The organism is Bacillus sp. JJ1566, from assembly GCF_036962685.1.
In the GTDB taxonomy this organism is placed as follows: Bacteria; Bacillota; Bacilli; order Bacillales; family Bacillaceae_L; genus Ferdinandcohnia.
This window is the reverse complement of record NZ_JBALOP010000075.1, coordinates 1-20,681: the sequence shown is the minus strand read 5'-3', so window position 1 is coordinate 20,681 and position 20,681 is coordinate 1. Positions and strand designations below refer to the sequence as shown.

At 35.5% G+C, this 20,681-nt stretch carries 22 protein-coding genes; 4 read left to right on the top strand and 18 right to left on the bottom strand.

Translation table 11 applies throughout. The features are described from left to right. Window positions 1-52: 52 nt before the first annotated feature. The 16 genes from V7112_RS23120 to V7112_RS23045 all read right to left on the bottom strand — a co-directional run bounded on the left by V7112_RS23120 (window position 53) and on the right by V7112_RS23045 (window position 11,494). Window positions 53-307, bottom strand: coding sequence for a hypothetical protein (locus V7112_RS23120; protein WP_335424217.1), 255 nt, complete (start codon window positions 305-307; stop codon window positions 53-55). Between the two features lie 704 nt (window positions 308-1,011). Then, window positions 1,012-1,593 (bottom strand): O-methyltransferase, encoded by a 582-nt coding sequence (locus V7112_RS23115; RefSeq protein ID WP_335424215.1) that lies wholly within the window; start codon window positions 1,591-1,593, stop codon window positions 1,012-1,014. 142 nt (window positions 1,594-1,735) lie between these two features. Next, window positions 1,736-2,653: a Nif3-like dinuclear metal center hexameric protein gene (locus V7112_RS23110; RefSeq protein WP_335424213.1), complete on the bottom strand. Its 918-nt coding sequence runs from the start codon at window positions 2,651-2,653 to the stop codon at window positions 1,736-1,738. A gap of 46 nt (window positions 2,654-2,699) precedes the next feature. Further along, window positions 2,700-3,575 carry a serine hydrolase domain-containing protein gene (locus V7112_RS23105; RefSeq protein WP_335424211.1) on the bottom strand — a complete coding sequence of 292 codons (876 nt, stop codon included), beginning with the start codon at window positions 3,573-3,575 and terminating at the stop codon, window positions 2,700-2,702. Between the two features lie 15 nt (window positions 3,576-3,590). Then, window positions 3,591-3,722, bottom strand: coding sequence for a hypothetical protein (locus V7112_RS23100; RefSeq protein WP_335424209.1), 132 nt, complete (start codon window positions 3,720-3,722; stop codon window positions 3,591-3,593). 377 nt (window positions 3,723-4,099) lie between these two features. Beyond that, window positions 4,100-4,228: a hypothetical protein gene (locus V7112_RS23095; RefSeq protein WP_335424208.1), complete on the bottom strand. Its 129-nt coding sequence runs from the start codon at window positions 4,226-4,228 to the stop codon at window positions 4,100-4,102. A 79-nt stretch (window positions 4,229-4,307) separates the two neighbouring features. After that, a complete protein-coding gene (locus V7112_RS23090) occupies window positions 4,308-5,255 on the bottom strand; it encodes a phosphotransferase enzyme family protein (protein ID WP_335424221.1) in 948 nt (315 codons plus the stop codon). Window positions 5,256-5,304: 49 nt separating this feature from the next. Continuing rightward, window positions 5,305-5,979, bottom strand: a complete 675-nt coding sequence (locus V7112_RS23085) for a Pr6Pr family membrane protein (RefSeq protein WP_335424207.1) — start codon at window positions 5,977-5,979, stop codon at window positions 5,305-5,307. A 33-nt stretch (window positions 5,980-6,012) separates the two neighbouring features. Beyond that, on the bottom strand, window positions 6,013-6,204 hold the full coding sequence (locus V7112_RS23080) for a hypothetical protein (RefSeq protein ID WP_335424205.1): 192 nt from the start codon (window positions 6,202-6,204) through the stop codon (window positions 6,013-6,015). Between the two features lie 278 nt (window positions 6,205-6,482). Then, the gene (locus V7112_RS23075) at window positions 6,483-6,893 is read right to left on the bottom strand and encodes a GNAT family N-acetyltransferase (protein WP_335424203.1); all 411 of its coding nucleotides are present in this window, start codon (window positions 6,891-6,893) and stop codon (window positions 6,483-6,485) included. A 432-nt stretch (window positions 6,894-7,325) separates the two neighbouring features. Further along, window positions 7,326-7,670, bottom strand: coding sequence for an MmcQ/YjbR family DNA-binding protein (locus tag V7112_RS23070; RefSeq protein WP_335424201.1), 345 nt, complete (start codon window positions 7,668-7,670; stop codon window positions 7,326-7,328). A gap of 132 nt (window positions 7,671-7,802) precedes the next feature. Beyond that, window positions 7,803-8,117, bottom strand: coding sequence for a peptide ABC transporter permease (locus V7112_RS23065; protein WP_335424199.1), 315 nt, complete (start codon window positions 8,115-8,117; stop codon window positions 7,803-7,805). 238 nt (window positions 8,118-8,355) lie between these two features. Further along, on the bottom strand, window positions 8,356-9,318 hold the full coding sequence (locus V7112_RS23060; protein ID WP_335424197.1) for a catechol 2,3-dioxygenase: 963 nt from the start codon (window positions 9,316-9,318) through the stop codon (window positions 8,356-8,358). A gap of 190 nt (window positions 9,319-9,508) precedes the next feature. Then, window positions 9,509-10,060 carry an AAA family ATPase gene (locus tag V7112_RS23055; protein ID WP_335424219.1) on the bottom strand — a complete coding sequence of 184 codons (552 nt, stop codon included), beginning with the start codon at window positions 10,058-10,060 and terminating at the stop codon, window positions 9,509-9,511. 24 nt (window positions 10,061-10,084) lie between these two features. Continuing rightward, the gene (locus V7112_RS23050; protein ID WP_335424195.1) at window positions 10,085-11,050 is read right to left on the bottom strand and encodes an ornithine cyclodeaminase family protein; all 966 of its coding nucleotides are present in this window, start codon (window positions 11,048-11,050) and stop codon (window positions 10,085-10,087) included. A 48-nt stretch (window positions 11,051-11,098) separates the two neighbouring features. Continuing rightward, the gene (locus V7112_RS23045; RefSeq protein WP_335424193.1) at window positions 11,099-11,494 is read right to left on the bottom strand and encodes an SRPBCC family protein; all 396 of its coding nucleotides are present in this window, start codon (window positions 11,492-11,494) and stop codon (window positions 11,099-11,101) included. A gap of 516 nt (window positions 11,495-12,010) precedes the next feature. On the opposite strand from V7112_RS23045, the gene katG reads away from it, so the two are divergent. Continuing rightward, on the top strand, window positions 12,011-14,227 hold the full coding sequence (gene katG, locus V7112_RS23040) for a catalase/peroxidase HPI (protein WP_335424191.1): 2,217 nt from the start codon (window positions 12,011-12,013) through the stop codon (window positions 14,225-14,227). 137 nt (window positions 14,228-14,364) lie between these two features. Here the strand turns inward: katG and V7112_RS23035 are convergent, their stop codons facing one another. Then, window positions 14,365-15,465: a BMP family lipoprotein gene (locus tag V7112_RS23035; RefSeq protein WP_335424189.1), complete on the bottom strand. Its 1,101-nt coding sequence runs from the start codon at window positions 15,463-15,465 to the stop codon at window positions 14,365-14,367. A 507-nt stretch (window positions 15,466-15,972) separates the two neighbouring features. Between V7112_RS23035 and V7112_RS23030 the strand changes: the two genes are divergently transcribed. Then, on the top strand, window positions 15,973-16,629 hold the full coding sequence (locus V7112_RS23030) for an HAD family hydrolase (protein ID WP_335424187.1): 657 nt from the start codon (window positions 15,973-15,975) through the stop codon (window positions 16,627-16,629). Between the two features lie 53 nt (window positions 16,630-16,682). Here V7112_RS23030 and V7112_RS23025 read toward each other — a convergent pair whose 3' ends face one another. After that, complete coding sequence (locus V7112_RS23025; protein WP_335424185.1) at window positions 16,683-17,660, bottom strand: S8 family peptidase; 978 nt, start codon at window positions 17,658-17,660, stop codon at window positions 16,683-16,685. Between the two features lie 312 nt (window positions 17,661-17,972). On the opposite strand from V7112_RS23025, the gene V7112_RS23020 reads away from it, so the two are divergent. Both V7112_RS23020 and V7112_RS23015 read left to right on the top strand, forming a co-directional pair. Continuing rightward, window positions 17,973-19,340 (top strand): LysM peptidoglycan-binding domain-containing protein, encoded by a 1,368-nt coding sequence (locus tag V7112_RS23020; RefSeq protein WP_335424183.1) that lies wholly within the window; start codon window positions 17,973-17,975, stop codon window positions 19,338-19,340. 445 nt (window positions 19,341-19,785) lie between these two features. Next, entirely contained in the window at window positions 19,786-20,547 is a 762-nt protein-coding gene (locus V7112_RS23015) for an SDR family NAD(P)-dependent oxidoreductase (protein WP_335424181.1), read from the top strand. Window positions 20,548-20,681: the final 134 nt, after the last annotated feature.

The window sequence follows — 20,681 nt, the reverse complement described above, 5'->3', positions numbered from 1 at the left end:
ATAAGCGATAATCCTTTTTGATCATCGCTCCCGTTCGTAATCATATTTTCGGTTAACTTCCAATTATTTCCTTCACCCAATTAATTCCCTCATTGACAAATATTTCTGTTGGGTTTGTATGTGGCGTATGTTCAAAAACAAAAAACACATCCGAATTAAAGGAAAGTTTACGTATTAAATCTTTTACTCTAAAATGTAAATTGTCTATTTCATGTGACGGGTGAACAGGTACCCAAATGTATTTATTATTGTGAAACTCTACATTGTGTAAATGGACAACCTTTATATGCTTCTTCCACTTCTCCATATAATCCATCACATTATCGCCAGTCGCTAATAAATAATCCCCTATGTCAATGCAAAGTTTTATTCCATAATTGTCCCAAATTTCAATTGGAAACTTATCAAGTGCTCTAATTCCAAACGAAGATCTGTTAAGACCTAGTTTCGGTTCACACACAATATCTATAGAATANNTAAGGAAAGTGCACTAAAATGTACGCAGCCCCCAACTGGGACATAAATTTAACTTCTGATTCAAACTGTTCCCAAGCCTGTTCAGGTTCATAATGTACCATTTCCAATAAATCATATTTACTTTGATTTCTGTATAGCGGAGAGTGTAGACCGAATGTTACATTTTTTTCATTTAATAGTTCTAAAAAATAATTAAAAGACTCTTCGCTTGGAAACTCACCAATCTCAATATGATTTACATTTTTCTTACTAAATAATAAAGGGAACTTTTCAGGATCTGACATAATTACACTTCCTGAAAGTCCAATACTATGACCCATATTATAGTAACTCTCCTTCTAAATACAATCTATATATCCTTATATTCTACCTATATGTTCAATTCGATTTGCCTTGAAAGGCGTTCATATTGTATATCTTGTTCAATTAAAGGAAATCTTTCTGTCATTCTGGGTATGCCCTCTCTAATCATACTTCATCTAGTTTCAATCCTAATTTCACTTAACTACCTCATATTCAGGGAATGGAAATGATTTATTTAACCCTAGTTGCAAGGATAGCAGATGAGGTTGGTGTTAAGTAAATTTCCGTTGCAACCAATCCGTTATGATTTAGCCAATATTCCCTAACTTTATCGGGTTTACCTCTCCACTCTTCTGGAAAATATTCTTCAGGGGTAAAATCATCCATGAATAACATTCCACCGATTTCCAGTGTATTGAATAGTAGCTCTCCTTCAAACGTTTTTGCAGCCGCTGCATCCGCAAAAACAAACTGAAAAGGACCTTTTGCAATAGCCTCCTTCCAATCTCCGCAAATGAATTCTGCATGGTTATGTCTGATATTACTAGCTACTGCATCAATTTTTTCTCCTGAATGATCAACTGAAGTAAATTTTACTGTTGGAGCCATAGATGAAAGTATCCAAGAACTCCCCACACCATAACCAGTGCCAACTTCAAGGATTTTTCCTGTCGTGATTTGTCCCACAAGAACTGATAATAACCTTCCCGCCTCGTCTGAACAGGAATGCTCAAAACAATTTCTTTTAGCTAAATTCTTGCTTGTCTGAACTAATTCTGGAATATATGTATTCGAACGATAAACAGTTGACATCATATAACCACCTTATTTATAAACATAATTATTTCTATATTCGTCATCTCTGTTTTAAAAAATTTCTTAACAAGCCTAGTCCATTTTTCAATATTTTCAAAAAACAAGCGATTTAATCTTTGGACATTTTTCACAAAACCTGTTATAGCCACCATTTTTCCTGTGGAAGTATGATCGTTTTAAGACCAAAGGTGCTTTCAAACCAATCTTTTATTAATGTCTTTTTTACAAGATATTCTGATGCTGAATGTGATACGCCAATAAGCGACATAGTTGTGTCATTTACGTAACCCATCATCTTTTCATATTTCATTTTTCCATAATCGGTATCAATATGACAATGAATTTCACCTGTGATATAAGCTTGAACACCTCTGTTTTCCGCTTCTTTCATCCATTCAACCTTATCCCCACATCCAGCAACAATTGCAATTTTATGGATTTGATTTAAACGCTTACCTTCAAAATCAACATAGGAAAGTTCAAAGATTTCTTTTAAGTTCTGTTCTAAATCATCAGTATTCGTCTCTTCAACATTACAAATTAAGACAAGATTGTCACCTTGTTCATTTGGTAAAAAACCGTCAACAATATTGGCATTTAACGCTTTGGCTATCGATACACTTGTTCCTAACTGCTTGTGATAATCTAAGGGCATGTGGCAAGTATAAACAGATAAGTTATTATCCCTTATTTTATTTATAAACTCTTCTTTGATTGGAACAAAGCCTTTACCCCATTTTCCATTTGGGTCTCCACATTCCATTAGCAGAGGATGATGCATAAATAACAAATCACCTTCAGTACTTTCGTTTATGAATCTCTCTAAAACATAATCAGTTGGAAACACAGCCAGAAAAACCTTACTTATTTCAGAGGAACCCTTCAGCATGAGGCCATTAAACAATTCAGCGAAATCATCCTCAAACATAGATTTCCAATCGAACTGTACAGCATCATAGACATTAGGTATAAATCGACTAAATGCAGGGTCTTTACCAAAGGACTTTATATTAAACTCTTCATCTAATGTATTTACTACCTCATCCAGAAGTACCACGTTACTCACTCTCCCGAACATAAACAATCGCTTACATTAAAGCAGACTATCTATTTTTAGTAATTGTATCAAGAATCTTATTTGATAATGCTTCACTCTTTAAGTGATTAAACGTTTTTGGGTCAGCAGTTACAAGAATTGAAATTCTTTCCTTCGGATAAATGAGAATTTGTTGACCACCTGAACCTAAAGCTCGAAAAACTTTACTTTCCTTATACGTTTTTATCCACCAGCCAAAACCATAGTCACCGTAGCTTATATTTGTTGGGATACCATTGGTAGTAGACACCTTGATCCAATCATTAGGTATAATTTCATTTGTATGTTCTAAACCATTATTAACAAGTATTTGAGATATTTTTATTAAATTATTAAATGTTATCTTTAAACCGGAACTCCCGACAGTTATACCTTGGGGATCACTTTCCCATTCAACATCTGTAATTCCGAGTGGTGAAAAAAGATTTTTCTGTGCAAATTGGGACAACGTTGAACCAGTTGAATTACTTATAATTGCAGATAGGAGGTGATAATCAACTCCTTTGTATCTAAATGTACCTCTTCCTTTTACTGGAAGGTTTAAAATATCTCTTACCCAATCATTACTTTTTTGAACCAATCCATATAAGTCTTTGTCATCGATATCGAAGCCAGAACTCATTGTAAGTAAATCTCTAATTGATATTTGGCTAGGAGCATTAGGTAGGAAGTGATGAATCGGAGTTTCAAGTGACTCTATATATTCTTGTTTTAAGGCAATACCAATTAAAAGTGAAACAATACTTTTCGTCATTGAACGTATATTTATTAAACGAGGACCTTTATCACCCTGGGAACAATATATTCCTCTATTTGATATGGCCACATATACATTATGAATTGAATCATCTTGAACATATAATCTATGAATTCCTTTAATCATACAAATTCGTTCCCCTTATATTTCTTTTCCTTGTTTTAGCAAATCGATGATTTGTTCTTTTTGTTCAGTGATTTTCCTTAACTTCCCGTCAATTGAAACACAAGTAATAGCTATGATTATTATGACAAAGGTTATTATAAATTCCACTGTCCGACCTCCTTTTCAATTTATTCTACCTCTAATTGACACAACGGTAATTTTTTAAAACACACTCATATCAGAAATTACACTTTTTATTAGTTCAATAGATTTCAACGGTTCATTATCAGGCTCTAAATTGTGATTCCCACCTTTAACTACTTTTAATAAAAGATTTTGATTCGTTTTCAATTTTTCAAAGCGTTCTTGAATAAAACAAAAACGATCCTTTTTTCCAAGTATGCAAAGTCCTTCCCTTTTGATGATTTGTTTGTTTTTTCAATCTAACATTCATATTAACATAATATTCCAAATACCCACAAAACTTTGCTGCTCCAAAAACAGAAAAAGCGACTGCCTTGTTCAGCAATCGCTACTCTCTCCTATTATCTGTTTGAATTTTTTTCATTTCGTATTTTATTAGATTGCTCCTCTAACCATTTCGCTCTAGCTACCAATCCCCAAAGTCCAAACCCTATCATAACAAATAAAAATACAAGGTATATCCAATTCATTCTGGAGCCTCTTTTCTTGTTATTATTAACACTTATGACTTTACAATGACATGTTAATTTCCCTTAGAAATAGTTTAGGTTAAATAGTAAGAATGGAATGATTAAGTTCAAGTCTCATTCTATAATGGTTCATTATTCTTATCTGTGCTTCAGTTAACTTTTCTTTATTCCAGTACATGTGCATTAAGCTGTATTCAAATACTTCTTTTAATTTTATAAATAGTGGAAGTTTTTCTAGCATTTCAGGGGGCAGTTCATTTTCCTCTTGGTATCCTTCGATGATTGCTTTTGTAATACCCCGTCCATATTCAACTATGTTACCTCCACCTACAAACGAATACTCCAACGCACTATAGATTGGAACAGCTAAATCAAAAATATAAAAATGTTTCTCACAATCTTGAAAATCGACCATTGCCAAATTCGATTCGTTATCAACCAATATATTTTCTAACCACAAATCACCGTGTAACAATCCATAATTCGAATTATTTTTAGGGATCATTTTTATTGTTGATAAAACATCTTGTGCTATATGTCTAATAGCACTTTCTTCTTTAGGAATATATTTAAGAAAACCATATTCCTCATTATCATTCCAATCGTTGACATATCTAATTGGATATATTTCTTCAAACTTCTTGGACAGACGATGTAATTTCCCGATTTGCCGACCTAATTCTTCTAATACACCTGCATTCCATTTATTTCTTGGTAGGTGTACTCCAGGAGCTGCTTTATAAAGAACTGTTAAGATTTCTTTGTTGCCGAGAGTAATATTTTCTACTACATTACCATTTACTGAAGATATGGATGGAGATACACCTAATCCTTCTTTAAATAAGAAATCCGTATAATTAACTTCTTCTAACTGTTCATCATAACTTTTATAATTTGTAATTCTCGCGAAGTAATAACCTTCTGCAGCTGTACACCTAAACATCTCATTAGTCACCGATTCAACTTTAGTTAAATTTACAGGATATATACTATTAAGTAATTCCAGTATCTTTTGTACCAAAAGGATTCTTCCCTTCTTTAATTCTGATAACCTCTATTTTTTATCATCGGTTTACTTACATGATGTTTGCTTGATTGATCGATTTTTTATTAATATATAGAAATAATCTATTTAAAGCGACCAATACAAATCCATGATTGATAAAAACAAATAAAAAAGCGGCAATGAACATTGCAACATTAGTATAACTGCCAACACCTACTGGAATTTCTCCTTTAGGATTTAAAAAGAAATAAGGATAAAAACCATCAAACAAGCCTCTTATCAATGAAACAACCGTATAAAATAAAGGGTAAATCATCCAACAGAAGATGAACTTATAACTGTATTTTTTCTTAATTTCAAATATGAGCCAATTAAAAAAGACTAGTGTCGGCATTAAGTAATGAAGAGTGAAGTTGGAAATAATCCGAATTCCATCATATTCCCCACCACTTGCGAGAAGAAAATGATAGGTAAGTATATTTACAGCCATATAAATAATGGAACAGTTTTTAAGAAAATCCAACATGGGAATCTGTTTCTTCCTCATTAACATTAATAAACTGCTTAATAAGAAAGTTAAGGAAACAATAAGATTTGAATGAATTGTAAATTTTGTTGTAGATACCCAAGGTGCAGGAGAATAGACGATATGTAATACAACGCTTATAAAACCTATTAAAAAGATTAAAATATGAAAAACGAGCTTTACTTTTTGCAAAATTTCATTTTCATTCAATTTGTCCACCATATTACTCCTCTTTTAGATATCATCAAATACTCATAAAATTTTTGTTAGCAACCACACTAGAAGTATGATATTCACAATTCCCCAAACTGTGGTTCCTGCAATCCACCAAACAGTGTGTTGAGAAGATAAACTTTCCTTACTTTCGATATTTCTTTTTATTAAAACGAGAACAATAAATCCCATGATGATAAAGCCGACAGTTATCCAAAATAATAAAGCCATCTTTCCCCCTTGTCCTGTATAAAAAACCAATCTTTTCTCAAATATTTACCAATTAAATATTAACATAATATTCCAACCATTTCCCCCAAAAAATAAAGACCATCATTTGATGATCCCTACTTACATCATTTTACAGCAAAAAAAGCACTTCTCCTTCTTGAAGATTAGCGCCCTTTAAGAAAATATTTTTACAAACTCTCGCAATGTAGTTAAACAAATGTTGCACCTAATTTAAAAGTGCAACATTTGTTAGTTAACTAATATTCGAATGAATAACTCTAATTAAACTTAGCAAACGCAACTGTAGAACCCTTATCGCAAGAGTGGAAATCATTCTTTTCATAAAAGTGCCTTACGTCTGGTGCTTCTTCCGTTAATAGGACTTTTTGACGAACATTGCTATACTTATTCAGAATTTGCTGTATTAGTTGAGAAGCAATTCCTTGATTTTGATAAGCATTTAATACTAGTATATCTTGAATATAAATGATTGTTAATCCGTCACCAACAACCCGTATTAAACCTACTAATTCTTCTCCATCCCACGCAGATAAAACATCTAACGACTCGAACAAGGCTTGTTGAAGAACTTCTAAATCATTTGTATAAGCATACCATTGTACATCATTGTATAATTTTTCCAATTGTTCTATATTTATCTTTTTACTATTATTAAAGTTAATTTTCACTTATATTTCCTCCTCAAAAATTTTATTTTGAAGAGTTATTCCATAATTTATCCACTGTCTTATGCCTCCTTTCGATTTATTGTCGTTACCTGTCTATATTCCTATTTCGACACTTTCCATTATATTCCTTCTTTTTATCGACCTAAAAAATCAACTTTATTAAATTAACCAGTACGGTTTGTTCATTATGTACTGTTTCCATTTATCAAACCCTAACTAAACTCCCTTTATTTGGTATATAATAGACTAATATCCAGAGGAGTTGTTTTAATGGAAATTATTATTGGACTTTTACGTGTAATTGGCGATTTTGCATCAGCGGTCGCAACTGCTGCTATTAGTAAATTTCATGATAAAACTTAATTAGGATAAATTTTCACTTTTTTTGGGTGTATGTATAGATTTCGCCTTTTTTTCAGTATGAGTTGGAGATTACCTGGACTTATATTTTTGTTTTGTTAAATGATAGCTACGTCCAATCAGGTCATAAATAATACCCTCTGGAATTGTTCCATCAAGAATGATGGAATTCCAATGATCTTTATTAAGGTGAAAAGCAGGAACTATTGAAGGGTAATTCTGTCGATAGAAATCCAACCAATCAGGTTCACATTTCAGATTAATCAAAATATGGTCATCTTTATTAAATATCCACGCGAATACTTTCCTGTTATCTTTATGTCGCATTAATGTCCAATTCTTATCATTAAATGGATAATCTTCATATGTGTTTTCCAATTTCAAACAGTATTTAATCGCATCTTTTCTCGTTTTCAAATTTCACACCCCTTCAACATACATAGTTGTAATTCATGTTGTTTAGCGAGGGTATTTAACCACATGAATGTGTATAGTTTTTGGATCACATCATATTCCAAAAATACCTTTATTAACATTAGTATCACAACATTAAGAATCAATCGAATGCCTCTTTCTTTTCAGAATAAACATTAATAGTAGTAAGCTATAGATGCTTAAACCAACTATCATTAAAATTGCCTCACCTGTATAACTAATCGGTTCATATCCGCTATGGTTATTAATATGATATTCTTCCGCTTTGAAAGTGAACCAAATGATAGTAGAAATAAAACCATACAAAATAATTAGGAATACTGATTTTACATAAACTGATATTTTATTTTTTGAAGAAATGGATTGCAATGTAAATAAAAATAGACCGCCATATACAAGCATAATAATGATTATTTCAAAAATCCCCATTATATCCCCTCATTTTTCTAATATCATCTCCTTATAAGCGTTGAAGATGAACAATTGGTCATGGTCCCGTCTTTTAGTACCCCTATCAAGATGATTTTAGCTTAATATTAGCATAATATTCCAGATTTCACCCTCAAAAAAATAAAGACCATCATTTGATGATCTTTGCAAACTAAACTCCGCAAATTCGGTTTTATGTATTTACAACAAACTCAGAATGAGAATCTAGGTTCTCACTTTATTTTACTTTAACGGATGATCTATCCGGTGTCCCATAAAGGAAATATTCTTGAGGGAGTGGAGAACCATACCAAATAATACCCTTATCCAATTCTTCCTCTTTCCAAGTAATTGTTTTCCAATCTGGATCCAATATTAAATAACCGGTATCTCCAAACAACTCAACACGGTTTCCGCCTGGCTCAAAAACATACATAAAGTACGCCTGACTTATCCCATGCTTCCCTGGCCCAGCTTCGATTTGAAAACCATTTTCTACTAGTAAATCTGCAAGATCCATTAAATGTTGAGGGTATCCATACCAATACGCAACATGATGGAATCTTCCTCTTTCACCACTTTGGTCTCCCATAAGCGCAATTTCATGCACAAGTGGGCTAACACTCATCCATGCACCCATCTCGGCCCCATCATTCATGATAATATTTTCTCGAAGCTTGAAGCCTAATTCATCAGCCATGAAATGTTTATTTTTTGTAACATTTTCACACATTAGATTAATATGATCTAAGCGTCTAGCTGGAATCCCGATGTTTGGCCTTTTTTGTGGGCGGCTCTTCAGCATTGTCTTTTGATCGTCTGGAGCTTCAAAATACTCAACATTCCAAAGAAGTTCCATATTATGTCCATCCGGTGTTTGGAACTGATACGCAGCACCATGTCCATGGTCTCCGTCAATCCAACCCTTCCCATATCCACTTTTTTCAAGGGATTGTACTCTTTGATATAATGCAGCTTCAGAGCTAGTCCTCCAGGCAGCATGTCCCATACCCGCTTCCTTAGCTTCGGTAATTTTTAAGGTATGATGATAAAAATCTTCATATGCCCTTAGATAAACAGACTGGCCTTCTCTCCAACTAATTTGCAAGCCAAGATAATCGGTAAAAAACTTCAGCGTCTCTTCTGGCTTTGGAGAATATAGTTCTACGTGTGCTAATTGTGCTACATCAAAATTTGACATAATAAAACCTCCCAATTAGTATTTAAAGCGCTTTCAATTCATTGAAGCTCCATTCTAAAATAACCTACACAATATTTCAAAAGTATTCAATTATCAATAATTATGTGAGTCACTAGTATTTTATTCAATATATTAATAAGTTTGCAATAAAAAAACGGGTAAGATCCCGCTCTATTAAACAATATTACCTCTAAAAAATAGCTAGCTTTGCTTTAATATTGTCAATAATGACATTGATGCTAACCTTTTCAGTGTCTATGTACTCTCCAAAGTCGTATTCCTTAAATGCTTCCAAACATTTCTCCGTTTGTTGAAAACACCAATTTCCTTCTTCTTCACCACGTTGCCTTAGCCTTTCATAAATAGTTTCTTTACTAGCTGTCAAACAAAAATGATATGTTTGCTCATCGATATTTTTGAAACCATAATATGTATTTTGAAAGTATTCTGGTTTACGAATTGTCATAGGTACAATAAGGTTCATTTTATATGTTGCAATTATCCGTTTTGCTACCTCAACAGTTAATTCTTTCCACAAATGCAAATCTTGAAAATCGCCTGTTTTTGCTTCAAGTCTTTTTATTTCGTCTGGAATTACGTTTCTTAACATGAAACCTATCTCTTCAGGATCGTATAACATACTATTCTTTATTTCTTTTTGAAGCACTTTCGCAATTGTCGTTTTACCTACTCCAAAAGCTCCGTTTATCATTATGATCATTTTACTAGCTCCTTCAACGATAATTATCCTTCCCTTGAGTCTCGATTAATCTAAAAAATTTATATAACGCCCTATTTTAAATTTTTTTGCTTTTTGATAAACATGCCAAGCACCTACTAAATCTTGAAATGCTAATCCGACTGAACCATATATTGTCACTTGTTCATCGTTTTTTCTCCCTAATTTGTCGTTAGTGATAACCTCACCTATTTCAGCATGAATGGAATCTTCAGATAATCCTACTCCTCCAATGGCCCCCGTTTGCACAGCAAGTTGACGGTCATCACAAACAAATAGTGATTGCTGTATTAACTCCGCACTAACTTCACATTTACCAGGCTCATCTGAACCTAACGATGTGATATGAACTCCTTTTTTAATCATATTTGAAAAAATGAAAGGTTCTCTGGCCCATGTTGCAGTAATAATAATATCTGATTCTCTTACAGCTTCTTCTATACTATTGCAAATAACCATTGATATCTTACATTCTTCTTGCATCTCTTCAACAAAGGATTTAGCTTTTTCAATAGATGTATCATAAACAAAGACTTTTGAAAAATCCCTAACATATTGAAGTGAACGAAGTTGAAGCTTCCCTTGAACTCCTGCACCAATAATACAAATATTCTTTGCGTTCTCTCTAGCTAAAATATGAGTACCCATTGCACCTGATAACCCTGTGCGCACTGCTGTAATATATGTAGAGTCCATAATTGCTAATAACTGCCCTGTTTCTAGATCATGAAGATTAATGACTCCTTTTATAGCGGTTGATTCTGTTGGAAACTTAGAATGGTTTTTGACTGTATATGCCGGAATATCTGAACTAAGACCGGGAAATAGAATCATTGCACTCGTACTTTCCTTAGGTAAGGTAGAACGAGCTCTTTGGGCTGCAAATTTTCGATTCAATGAGTATGAACAAAAAGCTGACTTTAAAGCTGGATATAATTCTATTGGATTTAACAACGATTCTATTTCTTTTCGTGTAAGAACTAATGTATCCATTTCAATATTTCTCCTTCTAACTTCTAGCCTGAAGCTGCAAATTTTTGATTACAAATCCCGTTTATACACAATTCCATGCTCTAAGTATATCTTTAAAAGAGTTAGTGCTTCTCCCCAGCCTACTGCACATCCAATACAAGCTTTTATGTCTTTTTCAGAATTTGTATAGCCCGTCTCATTAAGAACGACTAATGTTCCATCTTTATAAGGTTCAAGATTAAAAGTGACTTTTGAATTTTGCTCACCAGGGGACCATTCAAAAACAAATCTTTTATTTGGAGTTGCTTCAAGTATTTTTCCACCATCTTCAATATTTGCATTTTCAGTTCCGAAATTTGTCCATCTCAATCTGATTTCACCAGTTCCATCCGGGTATATTTCTAAAGATGTGTTATCGGTAAACCAAGCATTCCAGCCTTGATATGTTGAAATTGTTTTATACATCCTTTTCTAAAGGTACTTTAATATAGGTTTGATGGTTTATATCTGGCATTTTCATGATTCTCCATTTCATTGATTTACTTTGTTTATAACCCCTACTAATTCATATTATGTAGTACACCTCCGTTCGAAATAACCTAAGGAAAATACAGGGTGTAATTGTAATTTGTAGGCTAGTGACTTGCTTTATTTTCATCATTATCATTATAATGGTAATATACAAAATATTATAATTTTTCTAGTTAACTTACAATCATTTATTCTTCTAATGTCTGTTACATAGTTTTACTTTCCTCTACGAATTTACTTCATTGTTAAGACTCATGTTTCTTTCATAATTTGCTAGGCATCTAAATAAAATAGTCCTGATGCTCTAGAATTTCCAAATTCTATATTTCTTTCAATTCAGCCCTTCTTCTTTGTAATAGTCACAAGGTAAAAGTGTGATCATCCTAGTTTTCTTAAAACTAGATGTATAGATTTAAATTACTAATTTCACAGAAGGAGAGATGTAAAAAAATGGATACAAAAGACACTGCAAACATCGGAGGATGCCCGTTTCATGGGGGCGCTACTAGTACAAAATCAAGTGGTTCTACAAATCGAGACTGGTGGCCAAATGCGTTAAACCTGAATATTCTCCATCAACATGACAGAAAATCGAACCCTATGGGAGATGACTTTGATTACGCGGAGGAATTTAAAAAGTTAGATTACGATGTTCTAAAACAAGATCTTCGTACTCTAATGAAGGATAGTCAAGATTGGTGGCCTGCTGACTATGGACATTATGGTCCATTCTTTATTCGTATGTCTTGGCATGCTGCTGGTACATACCGTATTGGTGATGGTCGAGGTGGTGGCGGAACTGGTAATCAACGCTTTGCGCCACTCAACAGCTGGCCAGACAACGTTAGCCTTGATAAAGCACGACGACTCCTTTGGCCAATTAAGCAAAAGTATGGGAATAAGATCTCTTGGGCAGACTTGCTTGTTCTAGCTGGTAATGTTGCCATCGAAGATATGGGTGGTCCAACCATTGGATTTGGAGGAGGACGCCCAGACATTTGGCATCCTGAAGAAGATATCTATTGGGGTGCTGAAACAGAATGGCTTGCCGATAATCGCTATACAGGCGAACGTGACCTAGAAAATCCACTTGCTGCTGTTCAAATGGGACTTATTTATGTGAACCCAGAAGGTCCAAATGGGAAACCAGATCCTATTGCAAGTGCGAAGGACATTCGTGAAACCTTTGCAAGAATGGGAATGAACGATGCTGAAACTGTTGCACTTATTGCAGGAGGACATACTTTCGGTAAGTCACACGGTGCAGGAGATCCTTCCCATGTGGGTCCAGAGCCAGAGGCCGCTCCTATTGAAGCAATGGGCTTAGGCTGGCAAAGTTCTCACGGCAAAGGCTACGGTCGTGACACAATCGGTAGCGGTATTGAGGGTGCATGGACCGCTAATCCAACCAAGTGGGATAATGGTTATTTCGATCTATTGTTTGGATACGAGTGGTGGCTGACAAAGAGTCCTGCAGGCGCATGGCAATGGCTGGCTGTTGATCCTGCCGAGGAGCATCTTGCACCAGATGTAGAGGACCCATCCATTAAAGTTCCAACAATGATGACCACTGCAGATATGGCATTGCGCTTTGATCCAGAATACGAGAAAATTTCTCGTCGTTTCCATGCAAATCCAGCTGAATTTGCAGATGCATTTGCTCGTGGATGGTTCAAGCTAATCCACCGTGACATGGGTCCTAAAGCAAGATATCTTGGCCCAGAGGTTCCAGAAGAAGATTTCATCTGGCAAGATCCTGTGCCAGCTGGTAATTATGATTTAACAGATACTGAAATAGCCGAAATAAAAGCAAAAATCCTAGACTCCGGACTTACAGTTAGTAAGCTTGTAACAACTGCATGGGCTTCTGCAAGTACGTACCGTGGCTCTGATCATCGAGGTGGTGCAAATGGGGCACGCATCCGCTTAGAACCACAGAAGGATTGGGAAGTGAACCAACCAGAACAACTTGCACAAGTGCTCCAAGTATTAGAGGGTATTCAACAAGATCTAAGTATCGATATCAGCCTGGCTGATTTGATTGTGCTAGGTGGTTCTGCCGCAATCGAAAAAGCTGCAAAAGATGCAGGCTTTGATGTAACAGTTCCATTTGAGCCTGGACGTGGAGATGCAACACTTGAGCAAACGGATGTAGAAAGCTTTGATGTACTAGAACCGAAAGCTGATGGCTTCCGCAACTATCAAAAGGAGCAATTTAGTGTCAGTCCAGAAGAACTTCTAGTTGATAAGGCTCAACTCCTTGGCCTTACTGCACCAGAAATGACTGTTCTAATTGGTGGTATGCGTGTTCTAGGTACAAACTATGGTGGCTCACAGCACGGCGTTTTCACGGATCGTGTAGAACAACTTACAAATGATTTCTTTGTGAACTTGCTCGACATGGGAGTGCAATGGAAGCCTGTAGGGGAGAACGTCTATGAGGGCCGTGATCGTAAAACGGGTGAGGTCGTACGTACTGCAACTAGAGTAGACCTTGTATTCGGTTCAAACTCTGTTCTACGTTCCCTTGCAGAAGTGTACGCTCAAGATGATAACAAAGAGAAGTTTGTCCGTGACTTTATTGCTGCCTGGGTTAAGGTCATGAATGCAGATCGCTTTGACCTTAAAACGGTTGATACTAAAAAAGCTCAACTGGCAGGTAAGTAAGTATAAAATAAACGCATCAAACCTGATATGACCCCTTCTATGTAATAAGCATAGGAGGGATTTTTATGTTTATCCATGAAAAAAGGAGATGCGAATTAGTAAGCTAATTGCATCTCCAAAACTACCCTATTCACTTTTTACTTAATTAAATCACCTTGTTCATCTGAAACTACAATTTCACCTGATTTAATTTTTCCATAAATCTCTTTAACCTTGGTAATTGTATCGTCACTTAGGTTAGGGTTTTCCTCAGGGATTCCAACACCATCATTTTCAACACTATAAGTGAGTGTTTCTCCTCCTGGGAATTCTCCATCTAACTGTTGTTTGATTAAATCTTTCGTTGCATTAGCCAAATTCTTCACAGCAGATGTCAGTATGACAGATTTACCATCTGCATATTCCCCATCTGCATATTGGTCAACGTCGACACCAACGATCCAAACTTCTTCACCTTTAGAAGCTCGTGTTTTTGCTTCGTTAATTGCACCAACACCAACACCACCAGCTGCTGCAAATATTACATTAATACCCTTATTATACATTTGAGCAGCAATTTGCTGACCAGCAGCAACGTCATCAAATGAACCTTGATAAATTACATTCTCTGCTTTAATCGTAATATTCGTACCTAAATTTTCATTAGCATATTTTATAGCTTGTTGGAATCCCCAGTTAAACTTTTGAACAGCAGGGATTTCCATTCCACCAATAAATCCAGCTTCACCTTTTTTTACTTCTAAGGCTGTTGCAATTCCAGCTAAGAAACCGGATTCATGTTCAGCAAAGAAAAGAGAAACTGTGTTATCAGCTACTTCTGGAACGAAGTCACCCTTATGTGGATTACCATCTAAAATAACAAATTTAGCATCCTCATATTTTGATTGCGCTTGGTATATCGCTGTTTCGAATTTAAAACCAGGTGTAACTATGAACTTGTAACCGGCATCATAAAGATTTCCAATTTCTTTTAGATATTCAGCCTCAATTTCACCTGATGGCTTTAGATACTTTTCTTGAATGCCAAGCTCCTCTTTCGCTGCTAGAATACCTTCCCAAGTACCTTGATTGAATGATTTATCATCAATTGTACCCGCGTCAGTAACCATACCAACTTTTAAATCAGACTTTTCAACATTTCCACTACTCTTTTCTTTTTCACTGGAACCGCATCCAGCAAGTAAAGTACTTACAGCAAGTAAAGATGCTAGGCCCAAAGCAAACTTCTTTTTAAACATGTACATACCCCCTAATTTTTTTTAGTTTACTAGCATTAAAATTACAAAACTATCTTTTAAACACCGCCTCCTTGTTTTACACTTCATACCAATTTTATCATTTTTTTTAATAATTACCATCCAAATTTCAACAAAATTTGCGCGATACTCCCACCATGATTATCGCAACCAGTTATGATGAATTTCCCATCTAATCGGTTATTCTTTATTCGTTTTTTCAATTCAGAGATTATTTTTAGGAATTTACACCTATGACAATACTATCATTATATTATAAAGTGAGGAAAAACATGATGATTTATTNNGTTTTTGGGGTGTTGTTAGCACTGTAGCCTTGAAAATCTTTTAACATAACACAATCGATGTCAAGTGGCTTGTAAAAGCCTGATTGCTCACAACCAATTGGGTGAATTTTCGGTAAATTATATAGAATTTTATGTTAAACTTATAATAAGGAATTTTTAAAGAACGGAAAGGCTGTGAAGAAATTTGAGGGGTTATGAAGCAATGCTTTTTGATTTAGATGACACCTTACTTAATAGGGATGAAGCAATACATAAATTGTTTTTAACGATTTTAGAGAAGTGTTATGAGGGTGTAAACGATTCAACGGGTAACGAAATGCTGCAAAAGTTCAAGGAATATGACAAAAGAAGCTATGGCGACGATGATAAAACAAAGGTTTTGGAAACATTTTTTGATGAATTTCCACCAAATTATAGATTGCCACGCAATTCCATTCAAGATTTTTGGAATCATTATTTTCCTAATTGTTTTTCTATAAACCAAAATACATTAAATATACTAAATACTATCAAGAAGCATGTTAAGATTGCCATTATAACAAACGGCTCAACTCAGAGGCAGAAAGCTAAGATACTCACCACAAATTTACATCGTTTTTTTGATCTAATCATTATTTCTGAAGAAGTGGGATTTAGTAAACCTGACAAACGCATTTTCGAATTAGCATTAAATACGCTAAATGTGCAACCAGAAGCCTCATTATTCGTTGGAGATGACATAGAAAAGGATATTGGTGGTTGTCAAAATGCAGATATAAAGGGCATATGGTTCAATCCTTATAGGAAGAAAAATGATACAGGAATAAAACCATATGCCGAGATCTACTCTTTAGATAGATTATTAAGTTACCTTACATAATGTAATCTTTGGGGCCATTCCCTAACCACGGTATGGAATGGCCTTTTTTCCAGTTAATTTATAACATTCATGCTTGATTTAGTAAGTATATCATGTAGTTTCTCTACTACATTTAGATGGAGAAATCCATTTCCTTCGGCGCTTTTTCTGTGACCTAATGGTACAGTTCGTCTGATGAGTTGTGCATAGATCTCTGCTTCACTTAGCGCTCTATCAAACTCTTTTTCACTTAACAGAATAATTAGTGCGATAGCACCTGCAACATGAGGAGCCGCCATTGAGGTTCCTGTTAGTTTTGCATATTTTCGATTCATATACGTTGAAAGCACATTTACCCCAGGAGCCACAAGATCGATTTCCGTGTGTGTGTTAGAAAATGGAGCAAGTTGCAAATCCATGTCCACTGCTCCTACCGAAATTACTTCGTTATATGCGCCAGGGTAAGCATACTCAAACGTATCCTCCTGGGAATCCCCTTCATTCCCCGCAGCAACAACGACAGATATGTTCTGATTGACTGCATGTTGAATTGCTTGATGCAATTCAGGTACGTCTTCAGGGCCACCAAGAGACATGGAAATCACACGAACTCTTTCATTGTTAGGACCTTGCCACTCAACTGCATAGTAAATGGCATCAATGATCCATTCATAATTACCTGCCCCTTCTCCAGTCAAAGCTTTTAAGCTTAAAATTTGTGCCTTCGGAGCAACCCCTACAACTCCTTCGTTATTAAGACTAGCAGCTATGGTCCCAGATACATGTGTGCCGTGGCCATTATTGTCTTCAAATACGTCGGAGTCTCCATTATAATCCGTTGTAAAATTCCGTCCCGCAATAATTCGATCCCTTAGATCCGGATGTGAAATGTCAATCCCAGTGTCAATGACCGCAATAACAATGCCTTCCCCCTGACTGCTATCTTCCCATAATGATGGTGCCTGTACCAATTGAACTCCCTCTGGTGTTTCGTTCGTCTGATCTACAACTGACTGAATGGTAAACGGTAATAATTTGACCTGATTTTTCACGAAGAATCTCCTCCTTCAAATCGATTAATTACACCTATTTCCTTCTGTCTAGTCTGGGTTCGTCGTTTACTAGTTGGTCAACCTTCATTTATGGGAAGGTTTGTTTCATTATACTAAGCAAGATAAGTCATATCAAGATAGAATACTGAAAATTCTATCACTTTTAGAAAATTGAATATTTTGTCCCATTTTTTAACACAAGACTATTTACTTATGATAACACCCTCACGAAATTTACTTAACAAGCGACATGTTGAATATAAAAAATGAAATATCTGGGGATAGTAAAAAGGAAATTGGAGGGTGAATTTCATGGAGACCTTTACTCATTATAAAATAATCGAGACAACAAACGGAATTGAACTAATCTTATATCTTAATGAAAACGCAACAGAGTTCTCTGCAGAATTAGGAACGCTGTCTAAAATGAATGATTCCAGTATGGCAAATGAAGCAATTAACTTTATCAAAACAAAGCTGCCTTTATTAAAAATTAAAACCTGTAAAATTATGGCTGGTGGAATGCTGTTATCTATGCTAGGAATTGGTGCGCTTCCTTCACAAAAAGCTTCTGCAGCAAAAAATACCGTTACACAATCACAGAATACCTCTTTGTCCTATAAGGTATTAGCAGGCGATACTCTATATAGTATTGCGAAACGTTACGGTACAACGGTTGCGGCCATTATAGAAGCGAATCATTTAACTTCGGATGTACTACAAATTGGGCAGACGTTGACAATTCCTTCTGGCGTTACAGCGCTACCAACCCAAACCACTGAAACTAGCTATCAAGTGGTTTCTGGGGATACTTTATATAGTATTGCTACACGGAGCGGTACAACAGTGGATGCGATCAAAAAGGCCAATCGTTTGTCTTCAGATTTTTTACAGGCTGGACAGATATTATTAATTCCTAAAGGCGGTTCATCAGCCCCTCCCCAACCATCAGAAACGATACATGAGGTTGTTTCTGGGGATACGTTATACAGTATTGCTAAACGGAACGGCACGTCAGTAGATGCGATCAAGAAAGCCAATAACTTATCTTCTAATTTACTAGAGGTTGGACAGGAGTTGGCAATTCCTAGAGGCGGCAAATCGGCCCCAACCCAAACCACTAATACTACATATCAAGTTGTTGCGGGTGATACTTTATACAATATTGCCACACGGAATGGCACGACGGTGGATGGCATTAAGAAGATGAATCAATTATCATCGGATATTTTACAAATAGGACAAACATTGAGCATCCCTTCCACCGTTACGACGGCCCCGTCTAAACCATTAGAACAACAGTCAACATATAACCAAGAAGAAGTCGATTGGCTCGCAAAAATGATCTATAGTGAAGCAAGAGGAGAATCTCTTGAAGGACAAATTGCCGTGGGTGCTGTTATTATGAACCGTGTAAAAAGTCCTTTATTTCCTAATAATGTTAAAGATGTTTTATTTGAAAAAAGCTATGGATATTATCAATTTACACCTGCAGAAACTGGTGCAATCAATACTGCCACCCCTAACGCACAACATATCGAGGCAGCCAAACGTGCGATTAATGGTGAAGATCCAACAAATGGAGCATTGTTTTTTTACAATCCCGATAAAACATCAAGCTCTTATCTAAGAAGCCGTACAGTTTCCACCACTATAGGTAACCATGTATTTGCTTTTTAGAATTTCTATACCGCCCTGTCATTTACATTTTTCTTGAATAAAATAATCATGCAGTCACAGACAATCATCATGAGCACCTCTTTCAAAAAGGCTATTACGTTCGATGTAATAGCCACTTTTACGCCTTTATTACCCTTTTTTATGATGTTCTCTGCTTCTATATGAGGAATAAATTACGTTTGTAGCTGCTCACAACATTTTTGTTACCTAGTTAAAATCTAAAAGACCGTTCTTCTATATCAAAATAGACACAATAAAACCGTCGCTATAATCTGCAATGATATAAGGAGCTATAGACAAATTTTAAAATAGGTATCAAAATTTATCTATTAAATACACGGTTTATGTAACAACAATAGTTGAGCATTTTTAAAGGATTAAAGGTTTCGTTATGTTAGCATAATAATATAAATCAACAATAAAACTTACATATGGTGTGTTTAACATGACAAAATCAAAAGTAGCAGTTATTACTGTTGGTGGAAGCGGTTTAGGACAAGCGTCTGCAGTTCGATTAGCAAAAGAAGGTATTAATATTGTAGTAGTCGATATCAATGAACAAGGTGGAGCTGAAACGGTTAATCTTGTTAAAAAATTAGGCGTTGATGCCATCTTTGTAAAAGCGGACGTATCTAAAAAAGAAGATGTAAAAGCTTACGTAGATGCAGCGGTTGAAAAGTTTGGAACGATTGATTACTTCTTCAATAATGCAGGGATTTCCGGAAGTGGCGTACCTTTTGGCGAAGTCTCAACGGATGAAATTGAACAAATTGTTGGAATCAACCTAATGGGTGCGTTATATGGTGTTAAATACGTATTGGATGTCATGTTGAAAAACGGTGGCGGTTCAATCGTTAACACATCTTCAACAGCTGGTGTGATTGGCCAAGCTGGTGTTGTTACTTACTCTGCTACAAAACACGGCATTGTAGGTTTAACCAAAAGTATCGTAATGGAGTATGCAAGTAAAGGTATTCGTTGTAACGCGATTGCTCCAGGTGGAACAGAAACACCTATGATCAAAGCTTATTTCGCATCTCAACCACCTGAAATTAAACAGGCTGCAATCCAATCGGTTCCTCAAAAACGCTATGGTGAACCAGAGGAAGTAGCAGAATTAGTTGCCTTCTTACTAACATCGCCGGCTCAATACATTAATGGTGAAGTTATCAGCATTGATGGTGGGTTTACGAATACACGGGGATAAATAAATATGTATGATCGTCGTACAAACAACGCTTAGAACTGTCTGAGCGTTGTTTTTTAATACATCATTATATCGCCTATTGTGGCCAAGTGTCTTCGTGGATTTCTCTAGAGTCATAAGTAACTATCCGCCCG